The sequence below is a fragment of the Geobacillus sp. WSUCF1 genome (assembly GCF_000422025.1).
GTDB lineage: Bacteria > Bacillota > Bacilli > Bacillales > Anoxybacillaceae > Geobacillus > Geobacillus zalihae.
Window position 1 is genome coordinate 1 of the sequence record NZ_ATCO01000151.1, and the last position, 22091, is coordinate 22091.

A 22091-nucleotide genomic window follows, 5' to 3' on the forward strand; every position below is an offset into this window, starting at 1 on the left:
CTTGCGCGAAAATCCGCTCTTGAAAAGCAGGCGATTGATAAGCCAACAATACTTTTCCTCCCGCTCCCGCCCAAAGCGGCAGCCGTTCGCCGATTCTCACCATATGACGCAGCGCCTGAAGCCCCTCGCACTGTTCGACGCAAACGCGGGCATCTTGTTCGAGCACATACAAATTCACCGTCTCCCGCGTCTCATCGCGCAGCCGCTCCATCACAGGCCGCGCGATTTCCCGCACTTCCATCGATTTGCCGGCAATATATCCTAAATAGTACAATCCTTGTCCAAGACGGTACTTTAACGTCTCCGGATCTTTGACGACCAAGCGGTTTTGCTCCAGCGTAGCGAGCAAGCGCGTTGTCGTCGATTTAGGAAGCGAAATCTTTTTCGCAATTTCCGTGAGTGATAGCTCTTGTTCCTCAAGGGTAAAACAATACAAGATGTCAATGGCCCGCTGCACCGTACGCAATCCGGCCTCATGCTTTTTTTCTTCCTTCAACTGTTTGTCTCCCCCCTTCCTTACGTTCCATTCAACGGAATTTAATTTCTTTCAGTGGAACCTTACTCCCATTTTAGCATCTTCGGTCACCGCCGTTCAAGCTTTTTTTCGCGTTTCCTTCCTTTTCGGTTTCAACAAGGGAAAGGACGGCGAAGCCTCTTTTATATTCACACATGCTGCTATGGCCCGTCTTCCTGTCCGTCCATTGGTTGAACGGATTGCATAAACAGTTCAAATTTTTCAACAAGTTATGGACAAACGAGAGCGAACTTTGTTATAATCCATTCAAGAATTCCATTTATAGAAAATGAGTTACACATAATGGAACAAAGAAAGGGGATGATCAGCGAACATTGGGGAATCGATCATTTCATGGGATGATGAAACATCGAAACGCGATGTCCATTGAAAGGGAACTCGCTATTTTTTCTCTCTAACACTGTATGCGTTTTCCCGCATCAACACAAGGATGGTGAACAAAGATGAAGCACAAACGACGTTGGGCGATTGCGTTTTTGATCGCGTTAGGCGTCATTATCAACTATTTCGACCGCATCAACATGTCCGTCGGCATTCAGCCGCTGGCGAAAGAGTTCGGCCTCACGCCCGGACAGCTCGGCATTTTGCTGTCTGCGTTTGCTTGGTCTTATGCCATTTTGCAAATCCCGGCCGGCGTGATTCTCGATAAAATCGGCGTCAAATGGGTGACGCGCATCGGGACGATCATTTGGACAATCGCGTGTTTCTTGACCGCTATCGCCAGCGGCCAAGGCCTTGTCATGTTATCACGCGTCTTGTTGGGCATCGGGGAGGCGCCGTATTTCCCGTCAGCCGCCAAAGCAGTCGGGCAATGGTTCCCGCGCCATGAGCGGGCGACCGCGATTGCTCTTTACGACGCCCAGTCGAAGCTGTCAAACGCCATCGGCACCCCGATCATCGCCTGGATCATCACCGAGTGGGGATGGCGGGCTGGGTTCTATACGACGGCAGTGCTCAGCTTCATTTACGCCATCCTGTTCTGGGCGACATACCGCGACCCACATGAAGACAAACGGTTGTCGAAAGAAGAGTACAACTACATCGTCCAAGGCGGAGCGCAAAAATCAGACGAAACTTCAGGAAACGTTTGGGAGACAATTCGATATTTGCTGACGAAGAAAAAAGTATGGGCGACATTGATCGGGTTTGCTGCGTATGGCTACTCGTGGTTTTTGTTTCTTACGTGGCTTCCCGGCTATTTGGCGACGGAAATGCACATGTCGGTGCTGAAATCAGGCTGGTACGCCTCGATTCCGTGGATCGTCGGCACGATTTCGGAGATCGCGATCGGCGGATGGCTCGTCGATCGGCTTATCAACAAAGGAGGCCATTCAACGCGCGTACGAAAAACGTTTTTGGTCATCGGCATGCTGCTTGGGCTGTCCGTCATCGGCGCCGCTTTCACGACAAACCCAAACATCGCGATCCTTTGCATTTCGATTGCGCTCGGCGGCCTAGTCATCACGTCCTCGATTGCCTACAGCATTCCGACATTTATTGCACCGCCAGGCACGGTCGGGACGTTGACCGGCCTGTTGACGTTCGGCAACAACTCGATGGCGATTGTCGCCCCGATCGTGACGGGATTCATCGTTCAAGCGACCGGCTCGTTCATGTACGCGTTTCTCGTCGCGGCGCTCATTTTGCTCGCCGGCATTTTCAGCTATTTGTTCCTGCTGACCGATTTAGAGCCGATCGAACCGATGGCTCGGCCGGACACAACGCAAAACGCAAGCATCGGACATATAAAAGTGCGATAGCGAAAGAGAAGCGCCTTCGTCCAACGCGGCGAAGGCGCCTTTCTATGCTGCGGATGTGCGGTGAATCAAGCCTTCACTCCTCCTCAACGCAACACCATCCGTTTAATGACCCGCAAACCACCCAAGCGGCACGGTCACAAGAGACGGGAAGAAAATCAACAACAGCAACAGAAGCGTCTCGACCAGCAAAAACGGCCAAACTCCTTTCATAATGTCTTCCATGTTGATTTTCGCCACCCCGCAGGCGACGTTCAGCACTGTGCCGACCGGCGGCGTGAGCAGCCCGATGCAGTTGTTTAAAATAAACAATACCCCGAAGTACACCGGATCAATGCCTGCTTTTTCAATAATCGGCATCAGCACCGGCGTTAAAATGAGCACCGTCGGCGTCAAATCCATTGCCGTCCCGACCAACAGCACCAAGGCGTTAATGGCCAAAAGCAGCGCCAACGGATGATCGATAAACGGCGCGAGCACATCTGTCACGATCGCCGGAATGTTGGCGACCGTAATGAGCCAGGCCGACACCATGGCGGCGGCCACCAAAAACATGACGACGCTTGTCGTTTTCGCCGCGGCCACGAGCACGTGAAACAAGTCTTTCACCTTCAGCTCACGGTAAATGCACAAGCCGACAATCAACGCGTAAAACGCGGCCACCACCGCTGCCTCGGTCGGCGTAAACACTCCTCCGCGCAGCCCGCCGACGATGATCACCGGCAGCAGCAGCGCCCAAAACGCCTCGCGGGTCGCCCGCCAAATTTCTTTTGCCGATTGGCGCGGGAGCACCTCGACTTGATCCTTGCGCGTCACCCACCACCAACAGATGGCCAGTGAAATGCCAAGCAAAATCCCGGGAACAATGCCGGCCATAAACAGCTTTGTGATCGACACGCCGCTTGTGACCCCGAAAATGATCATCGGAATGCTCGGCGGGATGATCGGGGCGATGATGCCGCCGGCAGCGATAAGGCCGGCTGACCGGTTGCGGTTGTACCCGGCTTTGACCATCATCGGGATGAGAATGGCTCCAAGCGCCGCTGTATCGGCCACCGCCGACCCCGACAACCCGGCGAACAACACGCTCGCGATGATCGCCACATACCCGAGCCCGCCGCGGATATGGCCGACAAGCGCCATCGCAAAGCGGATGATCCGCTTCGAAATGCCCCCGGCGTTCATGAGCTCCCCGGCGAGCATAAAGAACGGAATCGCCATCAGCGGAAAGCTGTCTGCGCCGCTGATCAAGTTTTGCGCGATGATTTGCGTATCAAAAATGTCCAAATAAAACATCAAGGCGACGCCGCTGACCAAGAGCGCAAACGCGATCGGCATCCCGAGCGCCATGACCCCTAACAGCGACCCGATAAAGACGACTAACGCCATTTACCGCTCACCTCCAGCGGCGCCTTGCGTTCGCCCGTGCGCCCATTCTGCCGCTTCGTGCTCGACGGGAGCGGCCGCCATGATTTCTTCTTCCGATTCTTTCATTTTCGTCAGCTCCTCAATCGCCCCGGGGCGAAACAGCGCCTGATACAAATGGTACAAAATAATGAGGCCCATGCCGATGCTCACGACAAGCCCGGTCCCGTAAATGAACGCCATCGGCAGACCGGTGGCCGGGGCTTTGCTTTCCAATCCGCTCATCGTCATCTTCCAGCTTCCATCCAACAGCAAATAGAGAACGTACAGCACGATCGCATTGCTGATGACAAACACGACGCGCTTGGCGCCGGTCGGCAGCTTCCGCACCAATGTATCGACGCCTAGATGGTCATGGTCTTTCAAAGCACCGACCGCGCCTAAAAACGACATCCAAATGAACAGAAAGCGCGACATTTCTTCCGACCACGTGATGCCGGAGTTAAATGCGTAGCGGAGCACGACGTTGCCGAATACAAGAATGGACATAAACGCGAGGCAGAACGCCATTAAGGCGTTCAGCGCCTTCTCCAGTACGGCTCCGATCCTTTTCATCGCTGTCCCCTCCAAGTCTGCAAGAATGGAAGAACTCTTAAGGGGTGGACTCCCCTTAAGAGCCGGCTTTGCCATTCGGTTATTTTCCTGCGTTAACCAATTCGTTCACGAGATCTTGGCCGAATTTCGGCGCGTATTTTTGATAGATGGGCTGCACTTTTTCGACAAATTTTTGCCTCTCCTCCGGAGAGAGTTCGGTAATGACCATGCCTTGCTGTTTCAAATAGTCGAACATTTTCTCATCTTCTTCTTGGTTGAGCTTGCGCTGATAGTCTCTCGCTTCTTCCGCGGCTTTTTTGATGATGTCTTTTTCCTTGTCCGTCAACGTGTCCCAAAACTTTTTGCTGATGAGCAACGGACTTGCGTTGTAGACGTGGCCGGTTTTCGTCAAATATTTTTGCACTTCGTAAAACTTATTGATCGCCACATTCCCGACCGGGTTTTCTTGGCCGTCGACCACGTGCTGCTCCAAAGCGGTAAACAGCTCCGTAAATGCCATCGGCACCGGTGTGGCGCCCAACTCTTTCCACAAATCAATATGAAGGTCATTTTCCAACGTCCGAATTTTCAACCCTTTAATGTCGTCGACGCTCTTGACTTCCCGCTTATTGTTCGTCAAATGGCGGAAGCCGTTTTCCCAATAGTTCAAGCCGATCACGCCGACAGACGGCAAATCGTTGAGCAAATCTTGGCCGATTTTCCCATCCAGCACTTTGTAAGCGGTTTCTCGATCTTTGAATAAAAACGGCAAGTCTAGCACCCCGATGCGCGGAGCGAATGAAGCGATCGGACCGGTCGACATCGTCGATCCTTGAATCGTACCCATCTTCAGCGCTTCAAACACGGCTACGTCTCCCCCGAGCTGTCCATCCGGATACACTTCCACTTTGATCGAGCCGTTTGTTTCTTTTTCCACGATGTCCGCGAATTTGTACAATCCTTTCGTCAGCGAACGATCCTTCGATGTCGCAACGGCCATTTTCATCACTTTCGGTTCGACCTTCTTCGCCGCTCCGCCCCCTTGCGGTTCAGATTTCGATGAGCACCCCGCAATTACGAACAGGCAGGCCAACAACAACACCAACATCTTTTTCATTCCGTTTTCCCCCTTCTTTCCTCCATAGTGCAATGGTTGATGCAGCCGAACGGATCGACCGGCTGGCATCGTTGTATGTTGAACCCGCATTCCCGTTTGGCCGCACGCCATTCTGTTCTCTCTCGACAGCGTCCGGTCATGCGGGAAACAACCAAATGAACAAACCATTTATTTCTAACAATAGAATTAATATATAAAATTTTCTGATAATTAAGAATGTCCATAAGGCAGCCTCCCGTATCGGAAGCGCTGCCATATTTCTCTGTTGACTAGTCACGCCGATAGATCGCTTTGCGTTGCAATATGACGGGCAAAATAGTCTTTTGCCGACTGCAGGCAGCGGCGTGCATGTTCTTCGTAGCCGAGCTCCTTGACACGTTTGATGTTTGGTAACTCGATCGAGCAAGGAACTTCTGGAATGCGACGGACAATGCCGGCAATGTCGATCCCACCTTCGCCGATGTACAGCCGCCCTTCGCGGAGAATTCTCGTCATCTCTTCTTTTGACGCCGGAATCTCGCCCGGCGCGTCGCAAAGATGGAGAAAATGGAACCACTCCCGCGGCACGGCTTCCAACGCTTCTGGCGAATCGCCGGCGCGATGAAAATGGTGCAAATCAATCATAACGCCAGCATTGTCTTTCTTTACCGTCTTTAACACATCGACGACTCCTGCCAAATTCGTCACCGCCGCAATCGGCACATACTCCAAATCGACCGTCAATCCATATGGCTTCGCCAGTTCGCACAGCTCGGCAAACTGTTCAATGTAAGCGCTTCGGTCGGCCGTCCAAATGCTGCTTAAGACGTGGCGGCCGCCCAGTTCAGCCGCCACTTCCAAAGCGGGTTCATACCGTTTTGGATCCGTATCAGCGTCAATGCGGGCCAGTTCGATATCCAGCAGCTTGACGCCGGTGTCCCGCAACGCCGCTTTCGTCTCACGCAACAGCTGTGGATTTTCCGCCAACGCATAGTTCGGTTCTCCCGGAAGCCCCATGTAGATGATCCGGAAACTGACGTAATCATACCCTGCCCGGGCGGCAATGTGCGCCATCTCCGGCGGCGGACAGCCGAGCACGGTCAAATGGGCCAAGGAAAACGTTCTAGCCATATCTTCCCCCTCCCCCCGATCTTGAAGGTTTCTCCTTACCGCTCTACGGCCACATGGTGAACACGTTTACCTGGGGAATAGATGTCCATAATATTCCAGTGGCCGGACGTCGGCGTCGGGACGTTGATCATTTCCACATCGATGACAAACGGTTTGTTCGCTTGGATGGCTCGCTCGAGCGCCGGTTTAAACTCTTCCGCCGAGCGGATTTTCACTCCTTCAACGCCGTATGCCCGGGCAATGGCTGCATAATCCGGCGAATACGGCTTACCGTCCTTTTGGAAAACCGTCCCGTGCGTCGTGCCAAAATGCGCCTTCTCGAGCCCGGCGATCGTGCCAAAGGCGTAGTTGTTCATAATGACCCAAACAACGGCGATATTTTCCTCGGCGGCTGTCGCCAACACCGCCGGGTTTTGGCCAAATCCGCCATCTCCAACGAGCGACACGACGACGCGGTCCGGGCAGGCGATTTTCGCCCCGAGCGCGGCCGGAGCGCCAAAGCCCATCGTCGCATAACCGCCTGGCGTCAAAATCGTTCCTGCACCATACGCTGGGAACTGTTGGCCGACCCCGTTTTTGTTCCAGCCGACATCGGTCGTGATGATCGCATCTTTCGGCAGCACTTCCCTCACCTCATGCAAAATGCGTTCCGGACGCATCGGATAGCTGTCGTCTTGAATGTGCGGCGCGTTTTGCCGCCGGAATTCCTCCTTATAGTTAGCGATGCGTTCTTTCAGCGCCTCGTCCGTCCGCCCTTGCGGCACGGTTTGTTTCGCCACGCGGTTCAACACGGTAAGCGCTTGCTTGACATCGGCGACGATGCCGAGTTCCGTTGGATAGTTGCGCCCGATTTCGTTCGGGTCGATGTCAATATGAATGAGCTTCGTTTCCGGAATGTTGAACGTGTACTCCGGCTCCCATGAACTGCAATCAGCTTCGGAAAATCTCGTTCCCAATGCCAAAATGACATCGGCGTTGCGGCACATGTCATTGACGAATTTCGTCCCCCAGAATCCGCTCATGCCCAGTGTCAGCGGATGGTCATCCGGCAGCGCCCCTTTGCCCATCAGCGTGTGCGCAACGGGGAGATCGAAATGTTCGACAAACGTTTTCAATTCTTCCGCCGCATCCGCCAGCATAATGCCGCCGCCGACGTACACAAGCGGGCGTTCCGCCTGCATCAGCTTCTCAATGATGTGTTTCGCGGTTTCATCGTCAATCGACGGCTTATGCAGCGTTTTCGTATGCCGCTTTTGCTTTTCAAACAGCGCCACATCCACTTCTTTGGAGAAAATGTCCATCGGCACGGAAACAAGCACCGGCCCTGGGCGGCCGCTCTCCGCCAGCTGGAACGCTTTTTCCAAAATTTCCGGGAACAAATCCGGCCGGTCGACCCGCCATGCCCGCTTCACAAACGGGCGGTAAATTTCATATTGCGACGCATCAGCGTGCAAGTTGATCTCCTGGTGCGGATGCTTTCCGTAATAATGACTCGGCACATCACCGGCGATGACGACCATCGGAATGGAGTCGAGCGCCGCATTGGCGACGCCTGTCGCCGCATTCGTCAGCCCCGGGCCAACGTGGCAGAGAACGACAGCCGTTTCCTTTTTCGCCCGCGCATAGCCGTCAGCCATATGCGCGGCGATTTGTTCGTGGCGGACGTTGACGAACTTGATTGAACTATGCTCCAAAGCCGCCAACACTGCGATGTTCGTATGGCCGCAAAGCCCAAAAATATGCGTAACGCCGCGGTCTTCCAAATACCGGACTAACTGTTCGGCTACTGGTTTTTTCATCGCTCTTCCTCCTCCTTGAAACGTAACACGACTTTGCCCGCATTGCCGGATGACGCCAGTTCATACGCCTGCTCATAGTCGCGGACCGGAAAAATGCGGGAAATGACCCGTTCGATCGGATGCGGCATCGTCCGCAAATAATGAATCGCTTGCAAATAGTCATCCGGGAAGCGGTAGATGATGGAACCATGCACGGTCACTTCGTTGCGGACAAGACGCACCACCGGAAACGTCGCTTCATTCGCCAGACCGATCAACACAAGATGCCCCCCTGGAGCGACAAGCTCCGCCGCCTGTTCGACCGCTTCGCGCGCACCGGCCGCCTCGATGACAACATCAAACGTTTCACCCGACAGCGCATCAGGCGCAAGCGTGCGGATGTCGGCCATCGCTTTCACCGTCTCAAGCTTCAACGGATTCACATCGACCGCCGTCACATCCGCTCCGAAATGGCGGGCGAGGACGGCCGCCATCATCCCTTCATTGCCACATCCGATCACCGCTACCCGCATGGCGGGCTCGATCCGCACTTTGCTCAAAGCATGCACGACGACAGCAAACGGTTCGACAAGCACCGCCTTTTCATCCGAGAGATCATCAGGAACAGGAAGCACATACTTGGACGAGATGATGAATTCATGCGAAAATCCGCCGTCCGTGTTGATGCCGAGTGATTGTTTATGTCGGCAGATGTTCGTCAACCCTTTTTGGCACAAATCGCACGCGCCGCAATACGTGTTCGGCAGCACAACGACTCGCGTTCCAATGTCATAGGCGGCTTGTTCGCCTTTTTCGACAATGACGCCGACTAATTCATGCCCGGCGCGAACGGGATAGTTCGCGTGCGGAAGTTTTCCTTTCAGCACCCCAAGATCCGATCCGCAAATCCCCCCGTAAATGAGCTTGATCTTCACCTCATCCCCTTGTGGGGAACGGACGGCCTCGAGGCGCCGCAGTTCTAATTCATTCGGCTTCGCCACATAAAGCGCTAACATGTTGCCACCACCCATCATCACTGTGGAAACTGCCATACAATCATCTTCATTTCCGTCATTTCTTCAATCGCATAACGCGGGCCTTCGCGGCCGATGCCGCTGTTTTTCACACCGCCGTACGGCCAATGATCCAACCGGAAATTCGAGGTGCCGTTCACAACGACCCCGCCGACATCAAGCGCCTCCGCCACTTGATGGACGATGTCCATCCGGTTCGTAAACAGCCCAGCTTGCAGGCCAAAGGCAGAATCGTTCGTCTCTGCAATCGCTTCGTCAATCGTCCGGTACGGGATGACGCTGACGACCGGGCCGAATACTTCTTCACAAACGACTTTGCTTCGCTTCGGCGGGTTGAAGAGCACCGTCGGCTCCACCGTCGCCCCACGCCGTTTTCCGCCGCACACCAGCGTCGCGCCGGAAGCGATGGCTTCATCAATCCAGTTCATCACCCGATCCGCCGCCCGCTCATCGACCATGCAGCCGACATCCGTATCGGGCAAGAGCGGGTCGCCGACTTTCAACGCCTCGACTTCCCGTTTGAGCAAGTCGGTGAACGGTTCAACGACCGACTCATGTACGTAAATGCGCTGGACGGAAATGCAGCTTTGCCCGGAATTGCTGTAGCCGGTTTTCGCGCAAAGCGCGGCCGCCCGTTTCAAATCGGCGTCTTCATGGACGATCGTCGCCGCATTGCCGCCGAGCTCCAGCAGCACTTTTTTCATGCCGGCCAACGCGCAAATGTTGCGGCTCGCCACCACGCCGCCGGTAAACGAAATGACGTTGACGCGATCGTCTTTCACGATTTGCTGCCCAACCTCGGCACCGCCAAGCACCATGTTGATGGCACGCGGTGGAAGCCCGGCCTCTAGCAGCAACTTCAACAGTTCTGTCGCAATCAGCGGCGTCTGCGGCGCCGGTTTTAACACAACGGTGTTGCCCGCCGCAAACGCGGGTCCGACTTTATGGCAAATCAAATTGAGCGGGGCGTTGAACGGCGTAATCGCCGCCACGACGCCGACCGGCACGCGAAACGTCACTGCCACCGCTTTCGTCCCGCGCGCCGAGGCGTCGCCCGGGATCGTTTCCCCAAACAGACGCTTCGCTTCTTCAGCTGACTGCTCAAGCGTTTCAATGGAGCGGGACACTTCATCCAACGTGTTTTTCAGCGGCTTTCCAAGCTCTTCCGAAATCCAGCGGGCAAACGTTTCTTTCCGCTCCTCCAGCAGCATCGACGCCCTTTTTAAGATGCGCGCTCGCTCATAGGACGGAATTCTCGCGATCTCTTTTTTTGCTTCAAACGCACAGGCGAGCGCCCTGTCCACATCTTCCGGCGTCGCCAGCTGCTGTTCGCCGATCACTTCCCCGGTATACGGGTTTTTCACCGGCTCCGCCGCACGCGGTTCTTCGATCCATGTCCCGTTAATATACAGCTGTGCTTTTCTCATCTTGATCACCTACTTTTCCAAATGACGTTTGGCTGGTCCGGTATAGCGGACTAAATCATCGCGGTTCGGGCACGGTCCTTTGATCAGCACGCCGTTTTGCCACTCTTCAAACGCATGGGCGACAATGCCCATCCCGCGCGACAGAGCGAACACACCTTTCGCCGCCGCCGCCGGCACGCCGAGCTCGCACTGGATCGCCGCCGCCACCCCGTCGATGTTCATCGTCATCCGCTTCCCTTTCGTCTTCTCCAAATGGGAACGATACGCTTCCGCGATCGCTAAATACCGTCCACTGATCTCCCCTTCTTCCACAAGCTCGCCCGCCAGCGCATACAGCCGTCTGACGCGCGGGTCGTCATCATGAAGCTGATGGCCAAATCCCGGCAGCTTCCGCCCTTCACGGCGAAACTGTTCAAACCGCTCGCCGATCACATCGGCCATCGCACCTTCCCCGCCGCGGATTTCGATTTGCTCATTTGTCTCGTAAAACAGCGCCATCGCCTTCTCCACCGCTCCCCCGTGCACATCACCAAGCACGTTGATGCCCGTCGCCACACACGAGTTGAACGAAATGCCGCATGTCGCCGCCATGCGGGCCGCCGCAATCGACGGGGCGCGCGGGCCGTGATCCGCCCCGGCGACAAGGACGCTTTCCCATAACTTCGCCTTTTTCTCGCTCAATATCTCCCCGCATAATAAGAGGTACAACATTTGCGTGTACGACACATTGCCGATTAATTCCTCAATCGGATATCCGCGAATGAGAATTTCATTTTTGCGGACGTCGCTGATCGACGTCTCCCACCACGCCCCTCCATCGGCGTACATATCGAGCGCACTTCGCTGCTTCATCCGAGTCGATCCCCCTTTGCCGCTCTTTGTAGATCGATCTAAAAGAATGGAATTTTAGTAGATCGATCTAAAACAAAAGAATGAAGATTAGATTGATCTAAAAACCTCCAGAACAAATCTTCTTTGTTTCCATTTTTAAGCAGACGATCCCGAGCGCACCAACTAGGCACGCCTATTTATTAGATCGATCTAAAAAAGAAATGACAAACAATTCAATCGATTCGATCTCATTATATCGTTCCGCCGAAAACGCTGTCAACCTAAAAATCTTCTTTCTTTGAAAAAAAAGAAGGAAACGACCCCACAACGCCATAGATATCAGCCGAAAAACAGCCGCTCCGCCAACAGCGCAATGCCGATTCCTACGGCCATATAACCGAGCGCAAACGGAACATTCCTCCTGCCGATCCGATACGGATTGTCCCCCAGCTCCTCCGCCAGCAAAGAAACAGAAATATTGTACGGGCTGTACATGACCGTCGCCAAACTGCAACAAATGAGCACAATCGACAACGGCACCGCCGGAACAAGCAGCCGCACCGGCTCAAGCAGCGGCATGAGCAGCGTCAAGCTCACCAGCGGGTGAAATCCGACAAGCGACGTCGTGAAAAAATAAGCGGCAATCATCGCATACAGCCAGACGGAATGTTCCGCCCCGACGCGAAACCAGCCTCCAAGCCCAGCGAGCAGCGGAGACCGGGCCAGCATCTCGACAAACAACCCGGCTCCTAAAAACATGAAAAAGTAGTTTCCCAATCCCTCTGTCCGCTCTTTCCAATGGCAGAGCGCCATCACCGCATACCGCTTCACCCGGCGCACAAGCAGCGCCCATCCGAAACAAAACGGGACAAGCAATAAGACGATCGAAAACAAAAATCCTTTGCCAAGCCAACGCTGAACGAGCGACACGAGCACCGTAAACACGACGAGCACCACTAGCAGCTGGGCGGCCTTTTTCCCGATCGAAACCGCTGATTCCCGCCCCGCTTCCTCGCCGTTGTCCAATGGGATGGATCGGTACGAAACAGCGGCCGTTCCCCAGTCGATCATCGCCATCGTAAAAGCCAGAAGCAGCAAAAACAGCGCCACTTCATAATAGTGCACACCGGTGAAATCAATCGTCGTGCTGATCATCACTTCCATCGGGCTCCACGTCAAACAAAGCGCATACGCCCGCAGCAAATTCCGAACATAAAACGACTCGGCCTTCCGTCCTCCTACATTTCGCAGCGCGGTGCGCAACGATTTGACAAGAAGCGGAATTGTGGCAATGTTCAAAAACAACCCAAGCAAATGACAAACGCTGAAACTGCGGCGGTACAGCGACGAAACGCCCCCGACGTTCCGCTTCAGCCATTCGCTCAAACTCTGATCATACCGCCCGACGCGAATAAGCGTATTCATGAACGGAAGCACAAAAAACAGCGCCAACAGCCCCAACACCCGTTCAAAATGCAGGACAAACGTCGGCCATGCATCGCCATAGAACAAAAACAATCCAACACCAAATGCAAAAAACAGAGCTCCCGACACCTGGTACACCCCGCGGGCGAAAAACGCGGACACAATAAACGCTGACAGCGCTGCAGCTCCCATAGCATAGTGAACGGGGGCCGTCTCGACAAACTGGGCCACCATATACAGCGCCACCGCCGCTGTATACACCGGCACCCGCCACATTCCAATCCAGTCTTGAATGCGATCGTGCGTCATTGTTCTCCCCTTTCGTTGCCATACGTTGAGATGATGATGCGACTGTTGTCCATAAGCGGCGAAAACGATTCCCCTCTCCGACAGCACACATTCACGTTTCAGCAGACGGGGCAAGCACCGGAAACCTGAGCCTCTCTACATCCAAAGCGATGTGGTGAACGTCCAATCGAAAAAAACGGGTGCCGCTACACCCGTTTCGCAAGCAGCCGCTCAAGCCCCGCCGCCACCCCATCTTCTTCGTGGGAGGACGTCACCATGTCGCAGATGGCTTTCAGCTCCGGTTCGGCATTGTCCATCGCCACGCGATAGCCTGCGACCTTAAACATCGACAAATCGTTATGGCTGTCGCCAAAGGCGACCGTGTCGCGCACATCGATGCCGTAATGGGCGGCGAGCTGTTTGAGCGCCTCGCCTTTTGTCGCCCGTTCGTTGTTCATCTCAATATTGTGCGGGTGCGACGAGGTGACCGTGACACCACGGAGCGCGGCGAATCGCGACGCTGCATCACGCAGCCGCTCGCGGTCGAGGGCGAAAATCAGCAGCTTATACATCACCGTCTGCGGGTCGTCCCACACCGTGCGGATGTCATCAACATACATCACCCGCGCCTGCTGGAACTGCTTGTTCACGAGCCACTTCACCTCTGGCGCCGCATCGGCCATCCCGGAAGCGAGCGCCTCCCATTGGGCGCGGTTGTGCAGGCCGACATAGACCGCATCGCCCGTGTACGTCTCGCAATACAAATCGGACTGTTCGCGCACCCACTCAAGCGTCGGACGGACGATTGTCCGCTCGAGCGGCGCCTCGCTGATGACCGTGCCGTCTTCGAGCGAAACGACCGCGCCGTTTAAGCTGGCGATCGGGCAGATAATGCCCGCCTCGCGAAGCGGGGCGAGCGCGTCTTTGCGCGCCCTCCCTGTCACGACGGCGACGATGTGGCCCTGCGCCTGCGCTGCAGTGATGGCCGCCCGGTTTCGTTCACTGATTTTTCCTTCCCCGTTTAATAGCGTTCCGTCCATATCGAGTGCAATCAACATCTCTGATCCCTCTTTCTTTCGTCATGCCAAAAGCGGCTGGAAAAACGGTGTTCCGACAGAAGCAGGGGCTAGTGGAAAGTTGGAAATGTCCGCCCTCTTCTCTCCGCACGTCAGCGCCTGCCCCCATCATCTCCTGTTCGGCATCACGATCGGCTTCTTCTTAGAATTCCGGTGAAAAACAGTTGCCACGCGCAAATCAGCGGCATTTCACCAAAAAAGAAGACTGATTTCGCAAGGTTTTCTAATTAAGAAACAACCGGAACTAACAGTGTTTTCTACTAAATCACTAGACCTTTAGATCGCAAACTGTTCAAACAATTCCCTCACTTCATCGGAACGAGGGGTTGGGCCTGTGCTCATATTCACACCCAACTCGCGCAAAAGCGGGGCCAGCAGCGGACCGTGTTCCTTCGTGACGCGCACATGGCTCGGTACACGCCCGAGCGCGCGAGCAAATTCAAGAAAACTTTGTTGCAGCGTCTTCGCCTCCAGCTGGCCGCGAAACACTTGGTGATGCAAAATGACTCCGCTCGCTGCATCGGCAGCCAGCGCCAGCAGCGGAAAATACGGGCGCTCCCAGCGTCGCTCCTGAATCGGCTTGTTCACATAAGCGATCGAAAACTCCGCAAACAGCGGGGCGCGATCGAGCGCCTTGACCTTTTCCAACTCGTCCGTTCCGATTTCAAGCACCGGTGTTTCCTTTTTCTTCGCCTTCGGGCGCGACACCCAGCCGTCGCGCCAATGAAGCCCGTCTTCTCTCCGTTCGGCAATCCGGGCAAACAATCGGTTGCCGCGAGCGGACAAAGCTAGGGACAGCTCGCCATCGCGCAGCCGCTCGGCGACAACGACCGCTTGTTCCAATGCCATAGCCGCCCATGCCGCTTCCTGTTCCGAAAGAAACCATGGATAATATCCAGGGGCAAAACTGCGGAACATCGGCAACAGCTGTTTTCCACTCACAGGAATGTGATACTTCCGCAACATCGCTTTATCGTCTCTTTCCAAGTCGTTTCGGGGCGCGAACGACACGAGCAATGCGCGCTCTTTAAACACAGCGTCTTTTGGATGCAACGTTCCAGATAAAATATCTTGCAAGCATGCATACCCTTCCTCACCGATGTAAATGACAAGGCCGTACTCCTGGCCAAGCGCCCCGATCACCGTACAATACAACGATTCCCCATCAGGAGTCACCACGGCAAAAATTTGATCATCGTCCATCCATGTCCACGGGGCCAAGTCCCTGTAGGCGAGCGCTTGATCGAACAGCGTTTTCCATACATCCTGTTCCACTTCTTCGACTCTGCCTTTGCTTGCGGCTCGTTTCGTTTTTTTCGCCTCACCTTCTTCCTTCACCACTTTTCGTTGAAACGGGGCGAGCGCCACATTCACGTTCGCCGTCAGCTCCGCTGTGCTCATCTCTTCCTCTATGGCTTGCACTTCTCCCCAGCTGTCCTCTTTCAAACCCACTCGCACGGCCTTGATACAGCACGGATACAACGCGTCGGGAACTGGATCGACGATCTTTTCCAAAACGATGTCATGCTCCCACATATCTCCAAAATCATACACGTATTGGGCGCGGTCGCCTTCTTCGACAAACCATTGCCCAATCCTTTCCTCCCGCTCATCGTAATCGGCGCCGTCCCATCCAGCCGCTTCGTTGCCGATTTCAATGCCCAGCCGCGCCGTTCCGCCGACCTTTGTCATGTAAAACGTATGCAAATGTTGGTCCATCCAGCCGAATGCGGCTTGCAACACGCGATGCAGCTCGGCGAACGTCATCTCCCCCGGCACAAGCAACCGACGCCAAATGGGAGGGCGCGTATGCTTCAATTGCACTTTGAGTTGATAAATCATTCTCTTCTTCCTTTCTCATTGGCTTGTCTTGTCCTCTATTATAACAGATCAACGGAAACATGATGAAATCTTCCCTCTTTTCGTAGTATAATAGATGAAAAAATTCTCAATGAAAGCGAAGGGGTGTGCATGTGGATCGTGTATGCTTTGCTGGCGGCGGTGTTTGCGGCGCTGACATCGGTGCTGGCGAAAATCGGCATTGAAAACGTCAATTCCCATCTCGCGACCGCTATTCGCACCGTTGTCGTGCTCGTGCTCGCATGGATGATCGTCTGGATGACAGGGGCTCATCACGGCCTAAAAACCATTTCGACGAAAAGCTGGTGGTTTTTATGCTTATCCGGAGCGGCGACCGGATTGTCATGGCTTTGTTTCTACAAAGCGATCCAAATCGGCGATGTCTCGCGCGTATCAGCCATTGACAAATCAAGCTTGGTGCTGACGATTTTGTTTGCGGCGATGTTTCTCGGCGAACCGCTGTCCGCGAAAGTGGTGATCGGGGTGCTGCTCATTACCATCGGGACATTGATCATGATGTTTTAGCCAGCCGCCTGCTCAAGCGTCTAGCCTGTTCTTCTGGAAGCATTGCCATCATGCCCAAATTTGGTATTTTTCCATCAAGCCTATAGACAGGACGATCCAAAAGATGTTACAATAATTCTTATAGTGACCAAGAGCTTTTCTCGCCCCTCCACATCATTTCGGCATAGAGGACAGCTTTTGGGATCACCTTATGAAATAAGGTCTTCGTTGCGACCAAGAGTGTGTGAATGGCCTCGCCGCTGCTTGTCAAACGGAGAGTAGTTTGAAAGGAGATCACTGAATGAATGATTTTCACCCGTTCGGCTGGTACGCGGCGAAAATAGCCCCGCATTTGCCGAAAAAAGCGTTTCAACCTGTGAAGTCCCGCTTGTTTGGAGGTCTGGCTTATGTAGGGCTCGTCATCGCCGGCATCCTCGCTGTATCACTTTTTCATCTTCACCCGGTATGGAACCTCCTCATCTCTGTTGTGCTTGGTTTCAGTTTTGCCGCGTTAGGATTTTTAGGACATGAAATTTTGCACGGCACCGTCGTCCGTACACCTTGGCTGCGCGATCTTCTCGGCGCAATCGCCTTTTGGCCGCTTTGCACCGGTCCGAAGTTGTGGAGAAAATGGCATAACGCCAGCCACCATGTGCATACCCAGCATGAAGAAAAAGACCCGGACGCGTGGCCAAGCATGGAGAAATTAGCGAAAAGCCGCCTGCTCTCTTGGGTATACCGCATCCCGTTTCCGATTCGCGCGTTTTTCTCGTTTAGTTCCTTGTCGGTGATGTTTACCCTTCATTCGGTGCGGATGCTGTTTTACTTTTTCCACGACTTTCGCTGGAAAAACCGCGCGGTTGTCCTATTTCAATTTTTCTTGCCTTGGGCGACATGGCTCGGGCTGTTATGGCTTGTCGGCTGGGAAAAATGGCTGTTCGCCTTTTTGCTTCCGCTGCTCGTCGCCAACACGATCGTCATGAGCTATATCGCAACCAACCATCGTCTCAATCCGTTAGTGCCGGTCAACGATCCGTTGGCGAACAGTTTGTCGGTCACCGTGCCAAAGTGGGTGGATATCCTCCACTTCCACTTTTCGCACCATACTGAACATCATCTCTTTCCTGCGATGAGCTCGAAGTACTACCCGCTCGTGAAAAAACACATCAAACAAATGTGGCCCGACCGCTACCACGAAATGCCGATGGGAAAAGCGTTGGCCGCCCTTTGGAAAACGCCGCGCGTCTACTACGAGCACAACGAGCTCATCGAGCCGAAGCAAGGCCATGTGTACGGCACGCTCGGCAATGGTCTCAACCCCGACCGGATTGTGCATCGCGAGCTGGAAACGGAAAAACAGCCGCGCGCAGCCAAAAAACGGGCAAAAACAAAAAAAGCGGCGGGGCAAGGGAATTTGTAGAAAGGATGGGCTTTGCGGCCGTCCGCCTCCTATGTGGATCAAATAGCGGCGAAGAGGGGAAAAGAGCGCTTTTCTTTCGGCAAACCTGCGTTTCCGTTTATATGTGCACAACCAAAAGGTGCCCCGTCTGTGGGACACCTTTTTCCTTATCATAAAATATCCACCCAAATTTTCACCGCCGTCGCCAAAATCAACACGGCAAGGATGACTTGCAGCACTTTCGTGTTTAGTTTTTGCCCCGCTTTCGCCCCTAGCGGAGAGGCAAGCAAGCTCGCGACGACCATGATGAGCGCCGGAATGTAATCGACTTGGCCGGTGGCGATTTTCCCGAACGTAGAGCCAATGGAGGAAATGAACGTAATGGCCAAAGACGTGGCGATCGTCATTCGCGTCGGGATTTTCAGGACCACGAGCATGACTGGCACAAGCAAAAACGCCCCCGCCGCCCCGACGATACCGGACCCGACGCCGATGAGGAACGCCAAGGCGGCCGCCACCCCTTTGTTGAACGTCACTTGGTCAAGCGGAATGTCATCGATCCCTTTTTTCGGCACAAACATCATGATGGCCGCCAATGCCGCCAAGATGCCGTAAACGACGTTAATCGTTCCCTCGCTCATCAGCTTCGAGCCATAGCCGCCGACAAAACTGCCAACAAGAATGCTCACGCCCATATAGAGAATGAGCGATTTGTTCAAATAGCCGCTTTTTCGATACGCCCACACGCCGCCGATCGTGGCGAAAAACACTTGCACCGCGGTGATTCCCGACACTTCATGGGCGCTGAACGCCGCCAGCCCAAACAACGGCGGAAGATACAGAAGCATCGGATATTTAATAATCGATCCGCCGATCCCCACCATCCCAGAAATAAACGAACCGACAAAACCGATGAAAAAGATGACAATGAGAAACGCGAGCGAAACATCCATCGATCATTCCTCCCTTTTCGTTTCAAAAGGGACGGGGCACGCCCCCGCCCCCCTGTCAATCTGTGCCGCTTCTTTAGGCATGGGCATGATGCAGCGCGCAGCGGTTCGGGCCGATCTCAAGCTCCCGCTCTGTTTCGATATCCACGGTTTTGAGCCCGCGGTTGATGGCGACAATGTCTTCAAAGTTCGGCGGGGTTTCCGTCTTGGCGCTTTGGATGACGAGGTCGATGAATTCGTCTTTCGGTTTGTTTTGCATCATCTCATTGCGGGCGCGGATGCGGCCCAACGTATCGCCGACATACCCCTCCGCGTTGATTTCTTCATCCAAGTTCGCGTAGTGAGCCGGCAAGACGATCACATCATCCGCCATGGCCGCGACTTTTTCGTACACGGTGTCATACAAATCCGCCGCCCATTCCGCCACTTTGCCGCCAAGGTCCGGCCGCCCGAGACCGCCGACAAAAATCGTGTCACCCGAGAACAGCCATTTGCCGTTGACAAAGAACGAGACGCTGCCTGGCGTATGCCCCGGTGTTTTCACTGCCAACACTTCCAAATGAACGTTTTCGAAGTCGATCGTTTCATGTTGCTCGAGCGGCTCGAAATCAAACACCGCTCCCTCGCTTTTCATCAAGTAGTACGTTGCCCCCGTTCGTTCGGCCAGCGCCTTGCCGCCGGAAAGATGGTCGGCATGCAAGTGCGAGTCCACGATATGCGTGATCGTTACCCCTTCTTGTTGGGCGGCTTGTTCGTACACATCGATAAACCGCAACGGATCGACGACAAGCGCTTCGCTTCCGGAGATGACCATATACGACAGGCATCCTTTGCCGACGCGGATGAATTGGTAAATTTTCAACTGATCATCTTCATATACTTTGGCTTGATGGAGATGCTCGCTCCACGCCTGCATCCCGCCAGCGAGCGTATAAACGTTGTCAAACCCGGCTTCCGTCAGCTGTTCGGCGACAAACGCCGCCGATCCTCCCTTCGCGCACACGACGACGATGTCTTTGTCTTTCGGAAGACGGTCGACAATCGAGTCAACCCCATCAATCAATTCAAAATACGGCACGTTCAAATAGTCAAAGTTTTTCCCTTCGATTTTCCAATCGCGAAAATCGCTTTCGTTGCGGACGTCCAAGATGAACAGCGATTCTTTGTTGAACACCTTTTCCGTCATTTGTTGCACGGTCATTTCTTTCACCATATTACCATACCCCCTAATGTATATTTGATTGTTAAAAAAGGCCGCTCATTACGATTGAGCGGAATCAAGCGGCCCGTTCCATTGCGACATGCCGGGAACGACGTTGCGCACACGGTCAAATCCTTTTTCGGCCAGCTTTTGCGCAGCCAAATCGCTCCGCGTCCCTGTGCGGCACACGACATAAATCGTTTTGTCTTTCGGAAGTTCGGCCATCCGATTTTCAAGCTCCCCAAGCGGAATCGAAACGGCGCCCGGAATATGGCCAAACGCATACTCCGCCGGTTCGCGGACATCCAAGACAAACGAATCAGGATCGTGAAGTTTTTCTTGCAATTGTTCATTCGATACGACATGAGGGAATGCCGTTTCTTTGCGTGTTTCACTTTCCGCTGACTTGCGGATATAATGTTTCAAAACCCCATTTTCTTCAATTGTTCCTACATATTGATGCCCTGTGCTTTCCGCCCATGCTTTGATATCGGCTTTGGATCCCTTATCCGTCGCCTGCACTTCCAGCACTTGGCCTGGCTGCAGCTCATTGATGGCTTTTTTCGTGCGGACGATCGGCATCGGGCAGGACAATCCTTTCGCGTCTACCGTCATATCGACTTTAATCATTGGCAGATTCCCTCCTTGATGGTTTATTCGATCGGCCCTTTCCAGGCCAGCATGCCGCCTGTCATGTTGACTACGCGGTAACCGCGGCTGTCAAGAAACTCCGCGGCACGGCCGCTGCGGCCGCCGGAACGGCAGACGAGAATGTATTCCTCATTTTTGTCCAATTCATGCATGCGAAACTCGATCAAACCGAGCGGAATGTTGACCGCTCCTGGAATTTTGCCTGCAGCGACTTCCTCCGGCTCGCGCACGTCGATAATATGAAGAGATTCTCCTGCACGAAGACGTTCCTCCACTTCTTTAGGCGTGATCGTTTTCATCCTCATCCTCCTCTACTGCCAGGCGTTTAAGCCGCCTTTGACGTTCGTTACGTGCTGAAATCCCATTTTCTTTAACAATTTGCTCGCTTTTTGGCTTCGCATCCCGCTTTGGCAAATGACAATCACTTCTTTTTCTTTGGATAGTTCGTGAACGCGTGCTGTCAATTCGTGCAGCGGGATATTCCGAAACCCTGGCAGATGGTAAGACTGAAACTCCATCGGGGTGCGCACATCAATATACTGTACCCCGGGTTCTTTCAACCGGCGCTTCAATTCCGCTGTTGTGATCATTCGCACCCCTTTCGGCGGGATGAAGCGGCTGGCAAAAAACCAAACAAGCAAAACAAACAGGATGATGTTGATGATGGTTTGCGACATATGATTCCCTCGTTAAATAAATAAGTTCACGTTCCCTTCCGACGCATCAGCCAAATACGCGGCGACGCCAGCAAACTCAACGCCGTCGATCAATTCCTCCGGCTTCAGCCCAAGCAAATCGACTGTCATTTGGCAAGCGACGAGTTTCACGCCTTGCTCTTTCGCCATCTCGATCAACTGCGGAAGCGGCATGGCGTTATGTTTTTTGATCACCTTTTTGATCAACTTCGGGCCGATGCCGGCAAAATTCATGCGCGACAGCCCCATGCGGTCCGCGCCGCGCGGCATCATCTTCGCGAACATCTTTTCAAGAAACCCTTTTTGCACTGGAACCGACGCCTCTTTCCGCAAGGCGTTCAGCCCCCAGAACGTATGAAAGATCGTCACGTCATGGTCGTAGGCAGCGGCGCCGTTGGCGATGATGTAAGCCGCCATCGCCTTGTCATAGTCGCCGCTGAACAAAATGATCGTCGTCTTTTTCTTCGGCTGTGTCATCTGGCTGCCTCCTCTCT

At 54.0% G+C, this 22091-nt stretch carries 21 protein-coding genes; 3 read left to right on the plus strand and 18 right to left on the minus strand.

What is annotated here, in order from left to right; all coding sequences use genetic code 11:
* A partial coding sequence (locus I656_RS02955) for an IclR family transcriptional regulator (RefSeq protein ID WP_020756267.1) occupies positions 1–496 on the minus strand: 496 nt, incomplete at its 3' end.
* 482 nt (positions 497–978) lie between these two features.
* Between I656_RS02955 and I656_RS02950 the strand changes: the two genes are divergently transcribed.
* Positions 979–2295 (plus strand): MFS transporter, encoded by a 1317-nt coding sequence (locus tag I656_RS02950; protein ID WP_020756270.1) that lies wholly within the window; start codon positions 979–981, stop codon positions 2293–2295.
* Positions 2296–2397: 102 nt separating this feature from the next.
* On the opposite strand, the gene I656_RS02945 is transcribed toward I656_RS02950, so the two are convergent.
* From I656_RS02945 to I656_RS02895, 11 genes are all read right to left on the minus strand, one after another.
* On the minus strand, positions 2398–3681 hold the full coding sequence (locus I656_RS02945) for a TRAP transporter large permease subunit (protein ID WP_020756271.1): 1284 nt from the start codon (positions 3679–3681) through the stop codon (positions 2398–2400).
* Positions 3682–4272 carry a TRAP transporter small permease gene (locus I656_RS02940; protein WP_033006415.1) on the minus strand — a complete coding sequence of 197 codons (591 nt, stop codon included), beginning with the start codon at positions 4270–4272 and terminating at the stop codon, positions 3682–3684.
* A 79-nt stretch (positions 4273–4351) separates the two neighbouring features.
* The gene (locus tag I656_RS02935) at positions 4352–5368 is read right to left on the minus strand and encodes a TRAP transporter substrate-binding protein (protein WP_020756273.1); all 1017 of its coding nucleotides are present in this window, start codon (positions 5366–5368) and stop codon (positions 4352–4354) included.
* A gap of 273 nt (positions 5369–5641) precedes the next feature.
* Positions 5642–6478 (minus strand): sugar phosphate isomerase/epimerase, encoded by an 837-nt coding sequence (locus I656_RS02930; protein WP_020756275.1) that lies wholly within the window; start codon positions 6476–6478, stop codon positions 5642–5644.
* A 35-nt stretch (positions 6479–6513) separates the two neighbouring features.
* On the minus strand, positions 6514–8277 hold the full coding sequence (locus I656_RS02925) for a thiamine pyrophosphate-binding protein (RefSeq protein WP_013145031.1): 1764 nt from the start codon (positions 8275–8277) through the stop codon (positions 6514–6516).
* Positions 8274–9272, minus strand: a complete 999-nt coding sequence (locus tag I656_RS02920) for a zinc-binding dehydrogenase (protein WP_033006416.1) — start codon at positions 9270–9272, stop codon at positions 8274–8276. The genes I656_RS02925 and I656_RS02920 overlap by 4 nt, the downstream gene beginning before the upstream one ends.
* 17 nt (positions 9273–9289) lie before the next feature.
* Positions 9290–10717 (minus strand): aldehyde dehydrogenase family protein, encoded by a 1428-nt coding sequence (locus tag I656_RS02915; protein WP_033006417.1) that lies wholly within the window; start codon positions 10715–10717, stop codon positions 9290–9292.
* A 9-nt stretch (positions 10718–10726) separates the two neighbouring features.
* Positions 10727–11569 carry a citryl-CoA lyase gene (locus I656_RS02910; RefSeq protein WP_014196107.1) on the minus strand — a complete coding sequence of 281 codons (843 nt, stop codon included), beginning with the start codon at positions 11567–11569 and terminating at the stop codon, positions 10727–10729.
* A gap of 318 nt (positions 11570–11887) precedes the next feature.
* Positions 11888–13282, minus strand: coding sequence for a hypothetical protein (locus I656_RS02905; RefSeq protein WP_050572318.1), 1395 nt, complete (start codon positions 13280–13282; stop codon positions 11888–11890).
* A gap of 185 nt (positions 13283–13467) precedes the next feature.
* Complete coding sequence (locus I656_RS02900; RefSeq protein WP_015375130.1) at positions 13468–14319, minus strand: Cof-type HAD-IIB family hydrolase; 852 nt, start codon at positions 14317–14319, stop codon at positions 13468–13470.
* A gap of 294 nt (positions 14320–14613) precedes the next feature.
* A complete protein-coding gene (locus I656_RS02895; RefSeq protein WP_014196111.1) occupies positions 14614–16179 on the minus strand; it encodes a plasmid pRiA4b ORF-3 family protein in 1566 nt (521 codons plus the stop codon).
* A 129-nt stretch (positions 16180–16308) separates the two neighbouring features.
* Here I656_RS02895 and I656_RS02890 point away from each other — a divergent pair, with 129 nt between their 5' ends.
* Both I656_RS02890 and I656_RS02885 read left to right on the plus strand, forming a co-directional pair.
* Complete coding sequence (locus I656_RS02890; RefSeq protein WP_033006418.1) at positions 16309–16722, plus strand: EamA family transporter; 414 nt, start codon at positions 16309–16311, stop codon at positions 16720–16722.
* 280 nt (positions 16723–17002) lie between these two features.
* On the plus strand, positions 17003–18121 hold the full coding sequence (locus tag I656_RS02885) for an acyl-CoA desaturase (protein WP_020756282.1): 1119 nt from the start codon (positions 17003–17005) through the stop codon (positions 18119–18121).
* A 149-nt stretch (positions 18122–18270) separates the two neighbouring features.
* Here the strand turns inward: I656_RS02885 and I656_RS02880 are convergent, their stop codons facing one another.
* The 6 genes from I656_RS02880 to I656_RS02855 form a co-directional block, all read right to left on the minus strand.
* Positions 18271–19053, minus strand: a complete 783-nt coding sequence (locus tag I656_RS02880) for a sulfite exporter TauE/SafE family protein (protein ID WP_020756283.1) — start codon at positions 19051–19053, stop codon at positions 18271–18273.
* 73 nt (positions 19054–19126) lie between these two features.
* Positions 19127–20263 (minus strand): MBL fold metallo-hydrolase, encoded by a 1137-nt coding sequence (locus I656_RS02875; protein WP_020756284.1) that lies wholly within the window; start codon positions 20261–20263, stop codon positions 19127–19129.
* A 48-nt stretch (positions 20264–20311) separates the two neighbouring features.
* Positions 20312–20881 carry a sulfurtransferase TusA family protein gene (locus I656_RS02870; RefSeq protein WP_020756285.1) on the minus strand — a complete coding sequence of 190 codons (570 nt, stop codon included), beginning with the start codon at positions 20879–20881 and terminating at the stop codon, positions 20312–20314.
* A 23-nt stretch (positions 20882–20904) separates the two neighbouring features.
* Entirely contained in the window at positions 20905–21201 is a 297-nt protein-coding gene (locus I656_RS02865; RefSeq protein WP_020278579.1) for a rhodanese-like domain-containing protein, read from the minus strand.
* Between the two features lie 12 nt (positions 21202–21213).
* Positions 21214–21579, minus strand: coding sequence for a rhodanese-like domain-containing protein (locus I656_RS02860; protein ID WP_020756287.1), 366 nt, complete (start codon positions 21577–21579; stop codon positions 21214–21216).
* Positions 21580–21591: 12 nt separating this feature from the next.
* Positions 21592–22074 carry a DsrE/DsrF/DrsH-like family protein gene (locus I656_RS02855; RefSeq protein WP_015375138.1) on the minus strand — a complete coding sequence of 161 codons (483 nt, stop codon included), beginning with the start codon at positions 22072–22074 and terminating at the stop codon, positions 21592–21594.
* Positions 22075–22091 lie beyond the last annotated feature (17 nt).

Coding starts and splice junctions, on each gene's coding strand:
- I656_RS02890 (WP_033006418.1), top strand. CDS start 16,309: ATGTGGATCGTGTATGCTTTGCTGGCGGCGGTGTTTGCGGCGCTGACA.
- I656_RS02935 (WP_020756273.1), bottom strand. CDS start 5,368: ATGAAAAAGATGTTGGTGTTGTTGTTGGCCTGCCTGTTCGTAATTGCG.
- I656_RS02885 (WP_020756282.1), top strand. CDS start 17,003: ATGAATGATTTTCACCCGTTCGGCTGGTACGCGGCGAAAATAGCCCCG.
- I656_RS02910 (WP_014196107.1), bottom strand. CDS start 11,569: ATGAAGCAGCGAAGTGCGCTCGATATGTACGCCGATGGAGGGGCGTGG.
- I656_RS02930 (WP_020756275.1), bottom strand. CDS start 6,478: ATGGCTAGAACGTTTTCCTTGGCCCATTTGACCGTGCTCGGCTGTCCG.
- I656_RS02865 (WP_020278579.1), bottom strand. CDS start 21,201: ATGAAAACGATCACGCCTAAAGAAGTGGAGGAACGTCTTCGTGCAGGA.
- I656_RS02880 (WP_020756283.1), bottom strand. CDS start 19,053: ATGGATGTTTCGCTCGCGTTTCTCATTGTCATCTTTTTCATCGGTTTT.
- I656_RS02925 (WP_013145031.1), bottom strand. CDS start 8,277: ATGAAAAAACCAGTAGCCGAACAGTTAGTCCGGTATTTGGAAGACCGC.
- I656_RS02950 (WP_020756270.1), top strand. CDS start 979: ATGAAGCACAAACGACGTTGGGCGATTGCGTTTTTGATCGCGTTAGGC.
- I656_RS02895 (WP_014196111.1), bottom strand. CDS start 16,179: ATGATTTATCAACTCAAAGTGCAATTGAAGCATACGCGCCCTCCCATT.
- I656_RS02860 (WP_020756287.1), bottom strand. CDS start 21,579: ATGTCGCAAACCATCATCAACATCATCCTGTTTGTTTTGCTTGTTTGG.
- I656_RS02905 (WP_050572318.1), bottom strand. CDS start 13,282: ATGACGCACGATCGCATTCAAGACTGGATTGGAATGTGGCGGGTGCCG.
- I656_RS02940 (WP_033006415.1), bottom strand. CDS start 4,272: ATGAAAAGGATCGGAGCCGTACTGGAGAAGGCGCTGAACGCCTTAATG.
- I656_RS02855 (WP_015375138.1), bottom strand. CDS start 22,074: ATGACACAGCCGAAGAAAAAGACGACGATCATTTTGTTCAGCGGCGAC.
- I656_RS02920 (WP_033006416.1), bottom strand. CDS start 9,272: ATGTTAGCGCTTTATGTGGCGAAGCCGAATGAATTAGAACTGCGGCGC.
- I656_RS02945 (WP_020756271.1), bottom strand. CDS start 3,681: ATGGCGTTAGTCGTCTTTATCGGGTCGCTGTTAGGGGTCATGGCGCTC.
- I656_RS02915 (WP_033006417.1), bottom strand. CDS start 10,717: ATGAGAAAAGCACAGCTGTATATTAACGGGACATGGATCGAAGAACCG.
- I656_RS02900 (WP_015375130.1), bottom strand. CDS start 14,319: ATGTTGATTGCACTCGATATGGACGGAACGCTATTAAACGGGGAAGGA.
- I656_RS02875 (WP_020756284.1), bottom strand. CDS start 20,263: ATGGTGAAAGAAATGACCGTGCAACAAATGACGGAAAAGGTGTTCAAC.
- I656_RS02870 (WP_020756285.1), bottom strand. CDS start 20,881: ATGATTAAAGTCGATATGACGGTAGACGCGAAAGGATTGTCCTGCCCG.